At 65.3% G+C, this 16,963-nt stretch carries 13 protein-coding genes; 8 read left to right on the forward strand and 5 right to left on the reverse strand.

Annotated features, from left to right (window positions below):
* Positions 1-16: 16 nt before the first annotated feature.
* The 3 genes from ACIQXM_RS09950 to ACIQXM_RS09960 form a co-directional block, all read right to left on the reverse strand.
* On the reverse strand, positions 17-442 hold the full coding sequence (locus ACIQXM_RS09950; protein ID WP_354178213.1) for a hypothetical protein: 426 nt from the start codon (positions 440-442) through the stop codon (positions 17-19).
* 78 nt (positions 443-520) lie between these two features.
* Positions 521-1,153, reverse strand: coding sequence for a putative glycolipid-binding domain-containing protein (locus ACIQXM_RS09955; RefSeq protein WP_400930985.1), 633 nt, complete (start codon positions 1,151-1,153; stop codon positions 521-523).
* Positions 1,154-1,332: 179 nt separating this feature from the next.
* Positions 1,333-2,760 (reverse strand): PucR family transcriptional regulator, encoded by a 1,428-nt coding sequence (locus tag ACIQXM_RS09960; RefSeq protein ID WP_400930987.1) that lies wholly within the window; start codon positions 2,758-2,760, stop codon positions 1,333-1,335.
* Positions 2,761-2,920: 160 nt separating this feature from the next.
* Between ACIQXM_RS09960 and ACIQXM_RS09965 the strand changes: the two genes are divergently transcribed.
* Positions 2,921-4,351, forward strand: a complete 1,431-nt coding sequence (locus ACIQXM_RS09965) for a gamma-aminobutyraldehyde dehydrogenase (protein ID WP_400930989.1) — start codon at positions 2,921-2,923, stop codon at positions 4,349-4,351.
* Positions 4,352-4,466: 115 nt separating this feature from the next.
* On the forward strand, positions 4,467-5,822 hold the full coding sequence (gabT, locus tag ACIQXM_RS09970; RefSeq protein WP_400930991.1) for a 4-aminobutyrate--2-oxoglutarate transaminase: 1,356 nt from the start codon (positions 4,467-4,469) through the stop codon (positions 5,820-5,822).
* Between the two features lie 26 nt (positions 5,823-5,848).
* Here gabT and ACIQXM_RS09975 read toward each other — a convergent pair whose 3' ends face one another.
* Positions 5,849-6,529: a TetR/AcrR family transcriptional regulator gene (locus ACIQXM_RS09975; RefSeq protein WP_400930993.1), complete on the reverse strand. Its 681-nt coding sequence runs from the start codon at positions 6,527-6,529 to the stop codon at positions 5,849-5,851.
* Between the two features lie 166 nt (positions 6,530-6,695).
* Between ACIQXM_RS09975 and ACIQXM_RS09980 the strand changes: the two genes are divergently transcribed.
* From ACIQXM_RS09980 to ACIQXM_RS09995, 4 genes are all read left to right on the forward strand, one after another.
* A complete protein-coding gene (locus tag ACIQXM_RS09980; RefSeq protein WP_400930995.1) occupies positions 6,696-8,078 on the forward strand; it encodes a flavin monoamine oxidase family protein in 1,383 nt (460 codons plus the stop codon).
* A gap of 9 nt (positions 8,079-8,087) precedes the next feature.
* A complete protein-coding gene (locus ACIQXM_RS09985; RefSeq protein ID WP_400930997.1) occupies positions 8,088-8,975 on the forward strand; it encodes a universal stress protein in 888 nt (295 codons plus the stop codon).
* Positions 8,972-10,513: an APC family permease gene (locus ACIQXM_RS09990; protein ID WP_400930999.1), complete on the forward strand. Its 1,542-nt coding sequence runs from the start codon at positions 8,972-8,974 to the stop codon at positions 10,511-10,513. Before ACIQXM_RS09985 ends, ACIQXM_RS09990 begins: the two co-directional genes overlap by 4 nt.
* A gap of 466 nt (positions 10,514-10,979) precedes the next feature.
* Positions 10,980-12,725 carry a CAP domain-containing protein gene (locus ACIQXM_RS09995; RefSeq protein ID WP_400931001.1) on the forward strand — a complete coding sequence of 582 codons (1,746 nt, stop codon included), beginning with the start codon at positions 10,980-10,982 and terminating at the stop codon, positions 12,723-12,725.
* A 73-nt stretch (positions 12,726-12,798) separates the two neighbouring features.
* On the opposite strand, the gene rarD is transcribed toward ACIQXM_RS09995, so the two are convergent.
* Complete coding sequence (gene rarD / locus ACIQXM_RS10000) at positions 12,799-13,827, reverse strand: EamA family transporter RarD (RefSeq protein ID WP_400931003.1); 1,029 nt, start codon at positions 13,825-13,827, stop codon at positions 12,799-12,801.
* A 195-nt stretch (positions 13,828-14,022) separates the two neighbouring features.
* Between rarD and ACIQXM_RS10005 the strand changes: the two genes are divergently transcribed.
* The gene (locus ACIQXM_RS10005; RefSeq protein ID WP_400931005.1) at positions 14,023-15,444 is read left to right on the forward strand and encodes an FAD-dependent oxidoreductase; all 1,422 of its coding nucleotides are present in this window, start codon (positions 14,023-14,025) and stop codon (positions 15,442-15,444) included.
* 133 nt (positions 15,445-15,577) lie between these two features.
* Positions 15,578-16,960 (forward strand): GAF domain-containing protein, encoded by a 1,383-nt coding sequence (locus ACIQXM_RS10010; RefSeq protein WP_400931007.1) that lies wholly within the window; start codon positions 15,578-15,580, stop codon positions 16,958-16,960.
* The last annotated feature ends 3 nt before the right edge of the window (positions 16,961-16,963 follow it).

Here is a 16,963-nt window from a genome sequence, read left to right on the forward strand (position 1 = left end):
CCTTCCGGGGCAGGGATTAGTTCGGATCTTCCTCGAAGACCCACTCGAACATGTCAAAGACGTATTCGCTGAAGGTGCCCTCTTCGCTCTGCCAGTCGCCGCGGGCGTTGTTGCGGCGCCAGACGATCGGATCCGGGACATCCAGCTGGTCCACGCGGAAGCCCCACGCGAACTTCTCGTCCTCGTCTTCCAGGAAGAGCAGGTAGCCGTCTTCGATTTCCAGCTCGTCCGGATCCCAGAAGAAGTGGTAAGCCTCCATGAGGTCTTCGCTGTTGCCCAGGGCAAGGTAAAACTCCCGCAGCACCAGGGGGATGGGGAAGTCATGGGCGTCCAGCATCTCATTCAGGATGTCGGCGGGGATGCCGTCTTCTTCTTCGCGCCAGTCATCCTCAAGATACTTGGGGACCAGGGCTTTGAATTTGTCCAGGAACATTTGGCTCAATGGGGTCTCCAAAATTGCGGGTGGTGTACTTCAATCCTAGCCGCGGGCGGAGGCAGCCCGGTGCACCCGGCAACCGGGTCAGTGCATGCGGCGGGCTAGCCCGGGGTAGTCAAGGACAACTCCGTCGGCGTCCACGGTCAGCTCCGCCGTGAAGCCGTGGGAGGTGGAACTGAAGAGCACCACGCCGTAGCCCCGGTCCGGGTCATAAGCGGAAACCTGCGAATACACCTGATCGCTGGGCAGGACACGCAGGCTGGGCATTTCCACCCGCGCTGCGGTGAGCTTCGTGTCATCTGCCGGGGCGGAGGCGGTCAGCAGGTCGAGGCGAAGAATAGGCATTGTGTTGGTCAGGGCGCCCAGGGCCAGTTCCACGTCCTGGGCGTTGTCCAGGGCGCCGGGATCCTCGATTCCCGGGGCGGGCAGCCCTGCATCGCCGGATTCCCGGGCCTCGGCGGACCACTTGCCGTCACCGGAGCGGATCAGTTCCAGCGATCTGGACCAGCCCTGCCCCTCCACCCGGATGGAGAAGCGGGCGGTCACCCAGCCCGGAGATGTGGACAGCGACCATGACGCCGAATATTCGCCGGTGGTGGAAGTGCCGCTGGCGGCGAGTTCACGGGAGCGGAAGGAGACTGCTGCGGTGTCCCGGCGTGCGGAGTCGTCCTCGCCCTGCCAGCGGATGGTTCGGGCCGGCTGCACGCTGTTGGTCATCCCTCCAGAATATGGTTACCGGGCGGTAACGGGCAACGAGGGTTTTGGCAGGCTCACGCTGCGCCGAATGTCGAGATAATGCCCCTGCGCCCGCCGGGTGTCGAGGCGATGCTCTTTTCAGCGCCTCAATGCGGCGTCATCTCTACGCTCGATGAGCCGGTGCGGCGTCATCTCTACACTCACACCGAACCGAGGCCGAGCCTGCGGACGTTCAGCGCCAGGAACAAATGCACGCGGTCCGCGGTCACTGCCGGATCGTAGCCGGTCAGCTCGGTGATCTGCCCCAGCCGGTAGCGCACGGAGTTCCGATGCAGCCCCAGCTCATCGGCCACGGCAGCCACCGATCCGTTCAAGGCCAAATACTGTTCCAGCGTTTCCAGCAGCTGCGCATCATGGCCGGCGTCGAAATCCGTCAAGGGGTCCAGCGCCTCCGCGGCCAGATCTGCCAGCGGAACATCGGTGCCGGACATCAGCAGCGAGGTGAGGCTCAGCCGCTCGGGTTCGTTGATGCTTTGTCCGCGCTGCAGGGACTCCTTGGCCTCAAAATAGCTCCAGCGCAGTCCGGCGCTCTCCGCATACGACCCGCCTACGCCAATTTTCGCCGTCAGCCCGCTGCCGTAGAGGTAATCGCGCAGGATGCCGGCCAGATCCGTGCGGGCTCCCTCCGGAACCACCACGGCAAGCCGCCCGTCGACGACGGCGGTGGCAGCGCCGTCGAACTCGGCGGGCAGCGGCAGCGCGGGCAGCGACCGCACCTGCCCGGAGGCCACCTCCACCAGGAAGGTCAGATTCCGCCTGGCCATGGAGATCCCGGCACCCTGGAGACGGAGTGCGGCGTCGTTTCCGGCCAGCCGCCCGGCCACCACGTCGGTGAGCAGCTGCCCGGTCACTGCCCGGTCGCGGGCGCGGCGGCGGGCCTGGTTGCTGAGCTCCACACTGATCAGGCTTTGTGCGTAGGCCACGATATCCGGGCGCCGGTAAGGTTCGGTGATCACCAAAGCGCAGCGGTCCCGCAGTCCGGTGGCGATGGGAATGCGGTGCCTGGACGCGGCGTCGTCAGCCTCGGAACCGGTCGCGAACACCCGGGCCCCGTACTGGTGCAGGGACACATGGTTACCCAGCAGCCCGGCGAGTTCCTGCAGCAGCCCCGGCAGGCCCTTTCCGCCGAGCAGCGCTCCGGCCAGGGACTGGTGGGCGGCCAGCAGTTCCCGGAGCTGAGTGACGTGGTCCGCAGACAGGGCATCAGCCACCATTTTGCCCAAGGCAACAAAGGGAGTCTGATACGGCACTTCGAACACGGGCAGGCCCTGGCGGTTGGCGGCGTCGATCAGCGCCGCAGGCACCTTCGCATGGCTCAGGCCGGTGCCAAAGCCGATGGCCAGCGCCCCTGCCCGGTGAACGCTCTCCACGAAACTGCGCTGCACGGCCCCGGTGCGCTGCCGAAGTCCGGTGGTCAGGACCACCTCGCCGCCGCCGAGGAAGGGAAACGGATCTTCAAGTTCGGTGACGGCCACCCACTGCAGGGGAGCGGCGGCAACCGGGGCGGTGCCGTGCTGGATGAGGTCCAGCCCGGGGGCGGCCAGGAGGTCGGAGAGGAAAATCGGCATGAGGTAACTATAGGGGGAGCAATTTGGGCGTCTGCACAGGCGGCACGGAGGTGTCTTGTTCTATTGCCCCTATGTGACCTGCGTTGCACGGCATAGGTTGGGAGAAAAGCCCCGGGCAACGGAGTCCGGGGAACCGCCCTCTGAAAGGACAGTGCGAGCCATGGCCCAGACGCTGCAGAACTTTATCAACGGAGAGTTTGTTCCGGCACGGGGAACCGAACAGCTGGAAATCATCAACCCGGTCAACGGCGAAGTGGTTGCTTCGTCTCCCGTTTCCGTGCAGGCCGACGTCGACGCCGCCATGGACGCCGCCGCCGCGGCCTTCACCACCTGGAAGCGGACCACCCCGTCCGAACGCCAGCTGATGCTGCTGCGCCTGGCTGACGCCCTGGAAGCCAACTCGGATGAACTCGTGGCGGCCCAGCACCGCAACACGGGACAGGTGCCTTCCGTCATCGCCGCGGAGGAAGTGGCCGTGGGCGCGGACCAGCTGCGGTTCTTCGCCGGCGCGGCCCGCCTCCTGGAGGGCAAGTCCGCAGGGGAGTACCTGGAAGGGCACACCTCCTTCGTCCGCCGCGAGCCGATCGGCGTCGTCGCCCAGGTTGCGCCCTGGAACTATCCGCTGCTGATGGCCATCTGGAAGATCGGCCCCGCGCTCGCCGCCGGCAACACCGTGGTGCTCAAACCCTCCGACACCACCCCCGAATCCACGCTGGTCCTGGCCCGCCTCGCCGGCGAGATCTTCCCCGCCGGTGTCCTGAACGTCATCCTGGGTACGGGCGAAACCGGCGCCGCCATGGTGGAGCATCCCGTGCCCGGCCTGGTCTCCATTACCGGGTCCGTCCGCGCCGGCATCGCCGTGGCTTCCGGCGCAGCCAAGACGCTCAAGCGCGCCCACCTGGAACTGGGCGGAAAAGCACCGGCTGTGGTCTTCGCAGACGCGGATCTGCAGAAGACCGCCCAGGCCGTCGCCGAATTCTCCTTCTTCAACGCCGGCCAGGACTGCACCGCGATCACCCGCGTCCTGGTGGAGGAATCCGCGCAGGACGAGTTTGTGGCCGCCTTGGTGGAACACACCAAGACCCTGCAGACCGGGAACGAGGATTCCGAGGAGAACTACTTCGGCCCGTTGAACAACATCAACCACTTCAACGCGGTCAATGCAGTCATCGACTCCCTGCCGGAGCACTGCAGCATTGCCACCGGCGGCAAGCGGGCCGGTGCCAAGGGTTTCTTCTTCGAGCCCACCGTCATCACCGGCGCACGCCAGGACGATGACATTGTGCAGAAGGAAACCTTCGGCCCGGTCATCACGGTGCAGAGCTTCAGCACCGAGGAAGAGGCCGTGGAACTGGCCAACGACGTCGAGTACGCGCTGGCTTCCAGCGTCTGGACCTCCAACCACGGCCGGGCCATGCGCCTGGCCCGCGACCTGGACTTCGGCGCCGTCTGGATCAACACCCACATCCTGCTGACAGCCGAAATGCCGCACGGCGGATTCAAGAGCTCCGGCTACGGCAAGGATCTGTCCATGTACGGCGTGGAGGACTACACCCGGATCAAGCACGTCATGACCGCCCTGGACGCCTGACCGGCACACGCCGGCACCCACCGGCACCCGCCGGCACGCACCGCCGCGGCAGTGCTGAAAGCCCTGCCAAGACGCACCACCAATAACCCGCAGCACCGTTTGAAAGGCACAACCCATGAGCACCCAAGCCGTCTCACCCGCCTACCGGCTGGAACAGAAGCGCAGTATCAACGGCACCTTCCCCGGACCCAAGTCCGCTGAACTGAACCGCCGCCGGTCGGCCGTGGTGGCCAAGGGGGTTGCCTCCTCGGTGCCGGTATATGTCTCCGATGCCGACGGCGGGATCATCCGCGACGTGGATGGCAACTCCTTTATTGACCTGGGCTCCGGCATTGCCGTGACCAGCGTGGGTGCCTCGGACCCCGCCGTCGTTGGCGCCGTCAAGGACCAGGTGGAGCACTTCACCCACACCTGCTTCATGGTGACCCCCTACGAGGGCTACATTGCGCTGGCCGAAAAGCTGCACGAAGTCACTCCCGGGGACCATGAAAAGCGCACCGTGCTCTTCAACTCCGGTGCCGAAGCCGTGGAAAACGCGATCAAGATTGCCCGGTCCGCCACCGGCCGTGACGCCGTCGTCGCCTTTGACCACGCCTACCACGGCCGTACCAACCTCACCATGGCGCTCACTGCCAAGGCCATGCCGTACAAGACCGGATTCGGGCCGTTCGCCTCCGAGATCTACCGGATGCCCATGAGCTACCCGTTCCGCGAGGAAAATCCGGAGATCACCGGCACCGAAGCAGCGGACCGGGTCATCCTGGCCATTGAAAAGCAGATCGGCGCGGACCAGACGGCGGCCATCCTGATCGAGCCGATCCAGGGCGAGGGCGGCTTCATTGTTCCGGCCGAAGGCTTCCTGCCGCGGCTGGCCGAATGGGCCAAGTCCAAGGGAATCGTCTTCATTGCCGATGAAGTGCAGTCCGGCTTCTGCCGCACCGGCGAATGGTTCGCCGTGCAGCACGAGGGCGTCATTCCGGACATCCTGACCATGGCCAAGGGCATTGCCGGCGGCATGCCGCTTTCAGCCGTGACCGGCCGGGCGGAACTGCTCGACGCCGTCCACGCGGGCGGCCTGGGCGGAACCTACGGCGGCAACCCGGTTGCCTGCGCCGCGGCACTGGCAGCCATCGAGACCATGGAGACCGCTGACCTGGCCGGCCGTGCCCGCAGGATCGAGGAACTGGCGGTTCCGCGCCTGCGGCAGCTGGCGGAAGAGACCGGCGTGATCGGCGAGGTCCGCGGCCGCGGTGCCATGCTGGCGCTGGAATTCGTAAAGCCCGGGACCAAGACGCCGGACGCAGACATCACCAAGGCCGTTGCCGCGGCCTGCCTGGCCGAGGGTGTCATCATCCTGACCTGCGGCACGTACGGCAACGTGGTGCGCCTGCTCCCGCCGCTGGTCATCGGTGAGGAACTGCTGGCGGACGCCCTGGACGTGCTGGAAGCAGCTGTCCGCGCCCAGGCCTGACCCGCCGGTTCCTCCCGCTGGGAGGCTCAGGCCGCGCCGGACTCCGCCCGGAGTCCGGCGCGGCTGCCCAGACCCGTCACCAGCGCGTCCAGCCCCGCTTCGAAAGCGGTATCGGCGGCCCGTCCTTCGGCGCGGCCCGACTGTTGCTGCACTGCAGCGGTGAAATGCGGGCTGTCCGCCGCCAGCGTACCGGTGTCGAAAATGTCCGCGGGAGCCCCGGCGTCGTACGCCGAGCCGTAAATAAAGGATTCCAGCGCCACGATGGCGGGCACTATCTGGTTCGCCGGCCAGCCCGCACGTTCCAATCCTGCCGCAACTGTCTCGTACATCGCGAGCGTTCGCGGAGCGCCGCTGACCTGCAGCACGGCAATGACCGGAATCAGCGGCGTATGCCGGGCAAAAACGTTCCGGTAGGAGCGCGCCCACTCGCGCAGCGCCTCGTCCCAGGGCAGGCTGGAAAACCCGGACACATCCACTGAGGACATCGCGTAGTCCTGCAGCCAGCGCAGCACTTCCTGCTTGGATTCCACGTGGTTGTACAGGGCGGACGGCGCCACCCCCAGGCGGCGGGCCAGCGCGGACATGGTGAGGGCTCCGTACCCGCCGGAGGAGATGACAGCCAGAGCCGCCGTCACAATCCGCTCCTGCGAAAGGACCCGTTTCACCGGCCGTCCGGCACTCCTGCGGCGGCTTTCGTCCCTTGTCATGTGCCCTTTTCCCTTCGGCGGTACAGGTCTTCATGGTGTCACACGGGAGATTGCGTCCGCGGACCGGCTTCCCTGTGCACGTGACGCACGCTACAGTTCTTCCAGTAAATGAATAACATTCATTTACTGGAAGATCGGCGGCCTCCCGGCCGCGGGAAAGGACACCGTGAAAACGCTGGAACGTGACGTTGTAATTATTGGAGCCGGGCCCTCGGGCCTGAGCGCGGCCCGGAAGCTGAAGGCCGCAGGCCTGAGCGTGGCCGTACTGGAAGCCCGCGACCGGGTGGGTGGACGGACCTGGACGGACACCATCGACGGCGCCATGCTGGAAATCGGCGGCCAGTGGGTTTCTCCCGACCAGACAGCCCTGATTGCCCTCATTGAGGAACTGGGCCTGGAAACTTTCGAACGCTACCGCTCCGGCGAGTCCGTCTACATTGCCCCGGACGGGACGCGCAGCACCTATACCGGTGAGATTTTCCCGGTGAACGCTGAGACGGAAAAGGAAATGCTCCGGCTCATCGAGCTCCTGGACGGGCTGGCCGCGGAAACGGATCCGGCAGCACCCTGGAACCACCCCCGTGCCCGGGAACTGGACACCATCTCCTTCCATCACTGGCTCCGCGAGCAGTCCGCAGATGAAGAAGCGTGCAACAACATCGGACTGTTCGTAGCCGGCGGCATGCTCACCAAGCCCGCCCATGCCTTCTCCGCCCTGCAGGCGCTGCTGATGGCCGCCTCCGCCGGCTCCTTCTCCAACCTGGTGGATGAGGACTTCATCCTGGACCGCCGTGTGTCGGGCGGAATGCAGCAGGTATCCGAGCGCATGGCCGCAGACCTGGGCGACGACGTCGTCCTCTCGGCCCCCGTACGCTTCCTGCGCTGGCCGGGGGAGGACGGCACCGCGCACCACGGCGTGACCGCCGTTGCCGACAATGTCACCGTTCACGCCCGCCGTGCCGTCATGGCTGTGCCGCCGAACCTGTATTCCCGGGTCTCCTTCGACCCGCCGCTGCCGCGCCGCCAGCACCAGATGCACCAGCACCAGTCCCTGGGCCTGGTCATCAAGGTCCACGCCGTGTACTCAACCCCCTTCTGGCGGGAAGCCGGACTGTCCGGCACCTGCTTCGGTGCCGGCGAGCTGGTCCAGGAAATCTATGACAACACCAACCACGAGGACCCGCGCGGCACCCTGGTCGGCTTCATTTCCGATGAGAAGGCCGACCGGATGTTCGAGCTGTCGGCTGAGGACCGCCGCAAGGCCGTCCTGGCCTCCCTGGCCGCGTTCCTGGGCGACGAGGCGCTGACGCCCGAGGTCTATTACGAATCGGACTGGGGTTCGGAGGAATGGACGCGCGGAGCCTACGCGGCCAGTTATGACCTCGGCGGCCTGCACCGCTACGGACCGGATCAGCTCAAGCCGGTGGGCCCCATCTACTGGTCTTCCTCCGATCTCGCGGCCGAGGGGTACCAGCACGTGGACGGCGCGGTCCGGATGGGCCAGCTCACCGCCGAGCGCATCCTCGTCTCAGACCCCGGCAAGGGCTAAGGCACGCCCATGCGCTACGTCGTCGGATACACCGCCAACGAACGGGGACGGGATGCCCTGAACCTGGCTGCAGCCCTGGCCCGGACCCAGGATGCGGAGCTGGACCTGGTCATGGTTGACCCGGTGCACTCTCCCTACACAGCCGTCTATCCGCCCGAAAGCGGGTACCGGGACCTGCTGGAAGAACAGCTGGAACAGTGGTTGTCCGACGGGCTGGCCCAGGTGCCCGACGACGTCCGCGCCGCCGGATACATCCGCAACGCCGACTCCGATGCCCACGGGCTCATCGATGCCGCGGATGAACTGGGCGCCGGCCTGATCGTGGTGGGCGCCTCGAGCAACGGCATCTTCAAGCGCTTCACGGTCGGCAGCGTGGCCAATGCCCTGCTGCACGCCGCGCAGGTTCCGGTGGCGCTGGCTCCGCACGGCTACAGCCGGACCGAGCCGTTGACCCGGATCACCTGCGCGGTGGGCAACCGCCGCGGTGCCGAAGATGTCCTGGAAACCGCGGTGCAGACCGCTGCGCGCAGCGGGCTGCCCCTGCGCCTGGTCTCACTGGTTGCCCTTGATGCGCCGTCCCGGGATGAAAACACCGTGCTGGAGGCAGGGCTGCACGCCCAGGACCGCCTGGCCCGTGCCCGGGAGCTGGCTGCCGGACGGTGCCAGGTTACCGCCGTCGTCGCCTCCGGCCGCACCATCGAAAATGCCGTAGACGATCTGGACTTCGACGACGGCGACATCATGCTTATCGGTTCCAGCAGGCTGGCCGCAAACAACCAGCTTTTCCTGGGACCCACTGCCAGCAAAGTGCTGCGCAGCCTCCCCGTCCCCATGGTCGTAGTGCCCCGGAATTTCCGGGCCGGCGGCACATCCAGCCCCACAGAGGTGACCGAATGAGCTCCAGCAAAGTACTTCCCGGCCGGGAAGGTGCAGCCGGCGGACTCAGCCGCAAGGGCCTGAAGTCCGGAACAGTGGGCCTGCTCGGGGCGGTGGTGATCGGAGTGTCCTGCATCGCGCCGGCGTACACGCTCACCGCGGGCCTGGGCCCAACCGTCTCCGAGGTGGGCGTGCAGCTGCCGGCCATCTTCCTGGTGGGCTTTATTCCGATGATCCTGGTGGCCCTGGGCTACCGGGAACTGAACAACGCCATGCCGGATTCGGGCACCTCCTTCACCTGGGCCACGCGTGCCTTCGGTCCGTGGATCGGCTGGATGGGTGGATGGGGGCTGATTGCGGCGACCATCATCGTGCTCTCCAACCTTGCAGCCGTGGCCGTGGATTTCTTCTACCTCATGCTCGCGCAGGTCACCGGCAATGACTCCCTTGCCGATCTGACCACCAATCTGCCCCTGAATATCCTCACCACATGCATCTTCATTGCCGGCGCCTGCTGGATTTCCTACCGCGGGCTGGAAACCACCAAGGTCTTCCAATACGTCCTGGTGGGGTTCCAGCTGCTGGTTCTGGGCTGGTTCTCCGTGGCAGCGTTTATTCATGTGGGAGCCGGAACGGCATTTGACGCCACTCCCATCACTGCCGAATGGTTCAACCCCTTCGCCGTGGACTCCTTCTCCAGCTTCGCAGCGGGAGTGTCACTGTCCATCTTTGTGTACTGGGGCTGGGACGTCACCCTGACCATGAACGAGGAAACGAAGGACCCGGACAAGACCCCCGGGCGCGCCGCCACGGTGACCGTGTTTGTGATTGTGCTGGTCTACATGATGGTGTCCCTTGCCGTGCTGTCCTATGCCGGAGTGGGCGAGGGTGAATTGGGGGCAGGAAACCCGGACAACCAGGAAAGCATCTTTGCCGTGCTGGCCGGACCGGTCATGGGGCCGTTCGCGATCCTCATGTCCCTGTCCATCCTCAGCAGCTCGGCCGCGTCGCTGCAGTCAACCTTCGTGTCACCGGCACGCACGCTGCTGGCCATGGGCCACTACCGTGCCCTGCCCCGGCGGTTCGGCAGCATCAGCCCGGTCCACAAATCACCGGGCTACGCCACGGTGGCCTCCGCCATCGCCGCCGCCGGCTTTTACACGCTCACCCGGCTGCTTTCGGAAAACGCGCTTTGGGACACGATTACCGCCCTGGGCCTGATGATCTGCTTCTACTACGGCATTACGGCACTGGCCTGTGTCTGGTTCTTCCGGGCGGAAGCGTTCAGCTCGCTGCGCAGCTTCCTGCTGAAATTCCTCGCCCCGCTGATTGGCGCCGTCATCCTGTTCGTCATGTTCCTCAAGACGGCGGTGGATTCCCTGGACCCGGACTACGGGTCCGGCTCGTCCATCGGCGGTGTTGGGCTGGTGTTCATTCTGGGGACCGGAGTCATTGCCCTCGGCGCCGTGTTGATGCTGCTGATGTATTGGCGCAACCCGGGATATTTCCGCGGTGAAACCCTGCGGAAGGGCGCCTCGCGGCAGGCTTCGGAGCAGTAAATCCTCGCCCTGGGAATCCTTCGGGCAGCTGACGGGCTCAAAACTTGTTCGGCGGAATCCTTCGGGCAGCTGAGGGGCTCAAACTCCCCGTTTGAGCCCCTTTAGGCCCGTCAGCTGCACGAGCGATTTTCGATAGCCCCGCTAGCTGCACGAGGAATGCCGGCAGGCTGACCACAGGTCCGATTGTGACGGGTTGGACGGCCATCAGATTTCTCGGATCAGCGGAGGCTAAAGATGTCCACGGCCCGAGCTTGGTCTGCTCGTGCCATATTCATCACAGTCCCGCGTGTCCAGTTTGTTGGCATTGTTACTGGTGATAATGATGGTTCCCTTGTTGATCAAGTGACCCCTGCGGTAAATTCACTGGGTTGCCTCGCCCTTTTTGCCGGGCACCGCAGCTTTTGGGGAAGCTGCGCACGTTCCGGCTTCGGTGTTTTCACTGGGTCTCGAGGCATAAGGATGCCCTATGCGCATAAAGAAACTTGTGAGCGTCTTCGCGGCGCTTGCCATTGCACTTACGACCGCGGTGATCTCAATCCCGTCAGCCTCCGCAAGCAGCTCCGGGGATGCGCAGTTCGCGCAACGCCTGTACGCCCTGATCAATGATTATCGGGCGCAGCATGCGCTGGCACCGCTGCGATGGAATGACCAGATGGCTGCGGAATCGCAGTCCTGGACCCAGCAGTCAGCGGATCTGGCCAACATTCACGGCGCCGGTGCCTTCCGGCACAGCCCGGGCTCCTATGCCTTCCACGAAAACATCGTCTGGAACATGAGCGCCGATGAGGCCTTCACCTGGTGGGTGAATTCGCCCGCACACCGTGCGAACATGCTGGGAGCCGCGGACACGGACATCGGACTCGGCGCGGTCCAGCTGACCGCTGGCCCCAATCGGGGTGCGTATCTGGCCACCGCCAAGTTTGGCCAGTACGCAGTCTCACCGGAGGAAGAGGCGGCAGCGCGTGAAGCTGCCGCTCGTGCCGCCGCCGAAAAGGCGGCTCAGGAGGCTGCGGCCCGTGCTGCTGCTGAGGAAGCAGCGGCTCAGGTTGCTGCTGAAAAGGCAGCCCAGGAAGCGGCTGCACAGGCAGAACAGGAGGCTGCGGCACAGGAGGCTGCCGTCGAAAAGGCGGCTCAGGAGGCTGCGGCCCGTGCTGCTGCTGAGGAAGCAGCGGCACAGGAAGCTGCGGCGGAAAAGGCCGCACAGGAAGCGGCTGCACAGGAGGCTGCGGCAGAAATGGCAGCTCAGGAGGCTGCGGCCCGTGCTGCTGCTGAGGAAGCAGCGGCCCAGGAAGCTGCGGCGGAAAAGGCAGCTCAGGAGACTGCGGCTCAGGCTGCGGCTGACAAGGCAGCTCAGGAGGCCGCTGCAGAAAAGGCGGCACAGGAAGCGGCAGCACAGGAGGCTGAGGTCGAAAAGGCAGCTCAGGAGGCTGCCGCTCGTGCTGCTGCGGAAGAAGCTGCGGCTGAGAAGGCTGCACAAGAAGTTGCCGCAGAAAAGGCAGCTCAGGAAGTTGCCGCACAGGAAGTTGCCGCAGAAAAGGCGGCTCAGGAAGCGGCCGCACAGGAAGCTGCGGCGGAAAAGGCAGCTCAGGAAGTTGCCGCACAGGAAGCTGCGGCTGAGAAGGCAGCTCAGGATGCCGCGGCTCAGGATGCTGCGGCCGAAGCCGCTGCAAAGGCCGCCGCCGAAAAGGACGTGCAGTTGGCCGCAGAACAGGCAGAGGCCCGGGCTTCAGTCCCCGTTGCCACTGTTGAAGAGGTTGTTTCCGGGCGGGGCTCGCTCCTCACTGCATCGACCCAGGGCAACGTGAGCGCAGTTGCTTCCGGCAGCAGGCTGCGAATCTCCGGCCTTGAAGCCGGCGCAGCTTATGACGTGGTGATTTCCTCCGCAGGGGTCACTCTGGGCACGCTCACTGCAGATGCCGGCGGCTCGCTTGCGGCCGGGGTTCCTGCCGTTTTGGCAGCCGGTGAGCACAAGGTGGCTCTGTTCCGGGACGGAGCCCTCGCCGGCTGGAGCACCTTCAGCGTGGAACAGGCAGTCACGGTCCTTGCCGCCCAGCAGGGTCCGGCTGGAGCGGATGGACCTGTGGAACTGGCCGCCACCGGGTCGAATGCAGCCGAACTGGCCATCGGTGGAATTGGAACCCTGATGGCGCTGACCGGAGCCGGAGCCCTTGCAGTGGTCCAGCGGCAGCGCCAAACCGCAGCTCGGCGATAGACATACGGCGGCAGCAAAAAGCCCCTGCCACCCGGTGAAACCGGGCTGCAGGGGCTTTTTACTGCCAAAAATCCTAGTCGGCTGCCGCTGGCGTTGCCGCAGCGGTCCGCAGAACGCGGTTGCGGCGGGGACCACCCATCATGTCCACCGACAGGATGACCAGTGCCACCCAGATCAGGCCGAAACCTGCCCAGCGCTCCGGAGGCATGGCTTCGTGGAGAACGGCCAGGGCAATAATGAACTGCAGTGTGGGGGCCAAATACTGCAGCATTCCGATGGTGGACAAGGGCAGCCGGCGTGCAGCTGCCCCAAAGAAGATGAGCGGAACGGCTGTGAAAATACCGGAGGCGGCGAGCAGCCAGAAGTGCCCCGCACCGTTGGAGAGGATGGTTGCTTCCCCGCTGGCCATCAGCCAGATCAGGACGCCGATGGACAGAGGCGTCAAAGCTGCGGTTTCGATGGTGAGGCTGGAGACCGCATCCACCTTTCCGCCCACTCCCTTCTTGACGAGCCCGTACAAGCCGAAGCTGAAGGCGAGGATCAGTGCCACCCAGGGGACGGTGCCGTAGGCAAAGGTCAGGACCAGTACCGCAATGAATCCCACGGCCATCGCCACCCACTGCAGCGGCCGCAGCTTTTCCTTGAACACGATGACGCCCAGCAGTACGGAGACCAGCGGGTTAATGAAGTAACCCAGAGCTGCTTCCACAGCGTGTTCATTCAGGACCGCCCAGGCATAGGTTAGCCAGTTGACGGCGATCAGCGCGGCGGCTCCGGTCAGGGTGCCCACCAGCCGCAGATCACGTCCGGCCGCAGTCGTTGCCTTCCAGGACCGCATGACGGTAAGAAGTACGGCGCAGAACACGAGCGAGAAAACGATGCGGGAAGCAACAATTTCCACCGCTCCGGCCGGCACCAGAAGGACAAAGTACAGGGGCAGCAGCCCCCACATCACGTAGGCAGCGGCACCAAAGAGGACTCCGGTTGTGGTTTCGCTGCGGCCGGATGACGGCGGCTGCGCTGCCGGCGCACCCGGAGCAGGGCGGACGGATTGGGACAAGGATGCGGAGCGCTGGGCGCCTGTTCCGTTGGATGAAGACACGTGAGCCACAACATGGCGCCCGGGCCGCCTATTCCCGCCATCCGGGAGGCGGTTGAAACAGGTCGCAGTCCGGAGCTGCCGGCCATCCGAGGCAACCTTCGCACCGAACCGTTTAGACGCCGTCGTACGCGGCATTTAGAATAGGAAACTGTGCGTTATTCCGCACGAGGTTTCCCCCGAGACGAAGGACTATCAGTGTCTAATTCAGCCGCGGACCGGTCGCAGCGCCCCATGCGAGTCGCCATTATCGGCGCTGGCCCCGCCGGTGTTTATGCCGCAGATATCCTCACCAAAGCTGAACGGGACTTCGAGGTCAGCATCGACCTTTTCGACAAGTACCCCGCGCCGTATGGCCTGATCCGTTACGGGGTTGCCCCCGACCACCCACGGATCAAGGGCATCGTGAACGCACTGCACAAAGTGATGGACCGCGGGGACATCCGTTTCCTGGGAAATGTGCACTACGGCAAGGACCTCACGCTTACGGACTTCCGGCACTTCTACGACGCGATCATCTTCGCCACCGGTGCCATCAAGGACGCTGACATGAGCATCCCCGGCGTGGAACTGGAGGGATCCTTCGGCGGAGCCGACTTTGTCTCCTGGTATGACGGACATCCCGACGTCCCGCGTGAATGGCCACTGGACGCGAAGGAAGTTGCCGTTATCGGCAACGGCAACGTGGCCCTCGACGTCGCCCGGATCCTTTCCAAGCACGCCGACGACCTGCTGACCACCGAGATTCCGCACAACGTCTACGAGGGCCTGAAGAAGTCCCCGGTGACGGACGTTCATATCTTTGGCCGCCGAGGCCCGGCCCAGGTGAAGTTCACGCCGCTGGAACTGCGTGAGCTTTCGCATTCGCGCGACGTCGACATTGTGCTTTACCCGGAAGACTTCGAATTCGACGAAGGCTCCGATGAGCAGATCCGCACCAACAACCAGACCAAGACCATGGTCAACACGCTGACCAACTGGCTGGTCGAGGAACAGGACTCGGGCGCCTCGCGCCGGCTGCACCTGCACTTCCTGCACAGCCCGGTGGAGATCTACGACGACCCCGCCAACCCCGGCAAGGTGGCCGGCATGAAGTTCGAGCGCAATGAACTGGACGGAACCGGCAATGCCCGCGGCACCGGAGAGATTGTTGACTATCCGGTGCAGGCCGTTTACCGGGCCATCGGCTACTTCGGTTCCGAACTGCCCGAGGTGGGCTTTGACGCCCGCCGCGGCGTCATCCCCAACGAGGGAGGCCGCGTCATCGATGAGTCCGGCAATCCCGTACCGGGCATCTACACCACAGGCTGGATCAAGCGTGGCCCGGTGGGACTGATCGGGCACACCAAGGGTGACGCCCTGGAAACCATCGGCTTCCTGCTGGAGGACCGGCTGAACCTGCCTTCCGCCGAGGAACCGGAGGAAGACTCCATCATCAAACTGCTCGAAGAGCGCGGTGTGGAGTACACCACCTGGGAGGGCTGGCTGAAGCTGGACGCCTATGAGAAGAGCTTGGGTGCCTCCTACGTCCACCCGGATCCCGCCACGGGCGAACTGGTGCGCGAACGGGTCAAGGTTGTGGACCGCGAAGAGATGGTCCGCATCGCCCGCGGCCAGTAGCGGCCCCTGCTCCGGTTTCACACTGCGGCCTCCTGCCCATGGAAGGGGAGGAGGCCGCGTGAGTAGACTGTGCTGAACCCGGTATGACGCCGGTGTTCAATGGTCTCCTTATCAGTGTGGATAGGTCGGGGCAGTGCATAATCAGGACTTTCTTGTTCCGCCGCGGCGCACGGCTGCCTCCATGCAGCATGACGCTTTTCGTGCCCATGAGCTTCTGGGCTCACCCGATGGGCTGAGCCGCTGGCTGCGGCCGCCGGTCCGGGAATCTTGGCAGCGCTCCCTGGAGCACCACACAGACCCGGACAAAGCGGTGCCCCGGCTAGTGTTCAGCGGTCCGGAGCTGGCCGAATACCGCAGTTCCCACCCCCTGGCATCCATCATGCCGGTCATCCGGCAGCTGCTGGTCCGTCCGGGCACGGACAGCGGGCTGCTGGTAGCGGTGGGTGATGAACTGGGCCGCCTGTTGTGGGTGGACGGCGATGAAGAACTGCGACGCCGCGCGGAGGACATGCTCTTTGTCCCGGGCACTGATTGGTCCGAACCTTCGATCGGCACCAGCGCTCCGGGAACGGCACTGGCCTCGGGGCGAAGCGTCCAGATTTCCGGGGCTGAGCATTTCAGCCGGCAGGTCCATTCCTGGAGTTGCACCGCCGTGCCGGTCCGTGACCCGGACACCGGATCCCTGATTGGCGTCGTCGACATCACCGGCCGTGAGCAGGCGGTGGCGGCCCACACGCTGGCCCTGGTGGAAGCCACTGTGGCGGCAGCTCAAACCCAGCTGCGCGTGGAACGGCTGCAAAACACCGGCCGGAACAGGATCCGCCCGCGACCGCGCCGTTCGTCCTCGGATTCGGCGCCGGCCCCAGCCCGCACCGGCGGAATGCGTCCCGTGCGGCCCGCGCTCCCGCGCCGGGACAGCCTGCAGATTCTGGGCCGGGACCAGGCTGTGGTGAACGTCGGGGGGCGGCCCGCTCCGCTGAGCACCCGCCACGCCGAGCTGCTGACTCTGCTGGCGCTGCACCCCGGGGGCCTCACCTCCGACGAACTCTCCGTAATGGTCTACCCGGAACGCACCTCCGTCAGCACCGTCCGCGCGGAAATGCTGCGGCTGCGCAACCTGCTGGGCAAACACAGCGAGGGCACCCCGGAACCCCATCTGATCCCGCAGTCCCGCCCCTACCGGCTGCCGCATGAGCTGCAGATCGATGCCCGGCAGGTGCTGGGGTACCTGGAGCAGGGGGCGTACGGACTGGCGCTGGAACTGTACCGGGGGCCGGTCCTGCCGCGTTCCGAGGCTCCGGCCATTACTGCGCTGCGCAGCGAGGTCAGTTCAGTGCTCCGGGAGGCCATGCTCTCCGATGCGGGTCCGGATTCGCTGCTGTCCTACCTGTCGCTCCCTGAAACACGGAACGACGTCGAAGCCTGGACGCTGGCGCTGCGGCTGCTGCCGCAGCGCTCACCCCGGCGGGCTTCCGTTACAGCCCATCTGGAGCGATTGGAAGGGGAGCTGGGCTAGCAG

This window comes from Arthrobacter sp. NPDC097144 (genome assembly GCF_044762205.1).
GTDB lineage: Bacteria > Actinomycetota > Actinomycetes > Actinomycetales > Micrococcaceae > Arthrobacter_B.

Excerpts from the sequence above, each read along its gene's own strand:
- ACIQXM_RS09955 (WP_400930985.1), bottom strand. The coding sequence starts at position 1,153 with ATGACCAACAGCGTGCAGCCGGCCCGAACCATCCGCTGGCAGGGCGAG.
- ACIQXM_RS09960 (WP_400930987.1), bottom strand. The coding sequence starts at position 2,760 with ATGCCGATTTTCCTCTCCGACCTCCTGGCCGCCCCCGGGCTGGACCTC.
- ACIQXM_RS09965 (WP_400930989.1), top strand. The coding sequence starts at position 2,921 with ATGGCCCAGACGCTGCAGAACTTTATCAACGGAGAGTTTGTTCCGGCA.
- gabT (WP_400930991.1), top strand. The coding sequence starts at position 4,467 with ATGAGCACCCAAGCCGTCTCACCCGCCTACCGGCTGGAACAGAAGCGC.
- ACIQXM_RS09975 (WP_400930993.1), bottom strand. The coding sequence starts at position 6,529 with ATGACAAGGGACGAAAGCCGCCGCAGGAGTGCCGGACGGCCGGTGAAA.
- ACIQXM_RS09985 (WP_400930997.1), top strand. The coding sequence starts at position 8,088 with ATGCGCTACGTCGTCGGATACACCGCCAACGAACGGGGACGGGATGCC.
- ACIQXM_RS09990 (WP_400930999.1), top strand. The coding sequence starts at position 8,972 with ATGAGCTCCAGCAAAGTACTTCCCGGCCGGGAAGGTGCAGCCGGCGGA.
- ACIQXM_RS09995 (WP_400931001.1), top strand. The coding sequence starts at position 10,980 with ATGCGCATAAAGAAACTTGTGAGCGTCTTCGCGGCGCTTGCCATTGCA.